At 41.6% G+C, this 202-nt stretch carries 1 protein-coding gene; it reads right to left on the bottom strand.

Annotation, left to right across the window (positions count from 1 at the left end):
• On the bottom strand, positions 1 to 202 hold a 202-nt coding region (locus NR125_RS29565; protein WP_256816929.1), incomplete at both ends, for a hypothetical protein.

The raw sequence follows: 202 nt of genomic DNA, 5'->3' as shown, positions 1-202 counted from the left end.
AAATTGATAACTTGAGTAGAAAATGGTCGCCATGAAGAGTTCATGAAGCCGAAAAACGAGAACCAGAGAAGAAAGAGGTCGCCATGAAGAGTTCATGAAGCCGAAAAATGAGAACCAGAGAAGAAAAAGGTCGCCATGAAGGGTTCCTGAAGCCGAAAATTGATAACTTGAGTAGAAAATGGTCGCCATGAAGAGTTCATGA

The organism is Cytobacillus sp. Bac17, assembly GCF_024519925.1.
Classification (GTDB): Bacteria; Bacillota; Bacilli; order Bacillales; family Cytobacillaceae; genus Cytobacillus; species Cytobacillus pseudoceanisediminis.
Note: the sequence above shows the minus strand (reverse complement) of the source record. Positions and strands in the feature narration are given on the sequence as shown.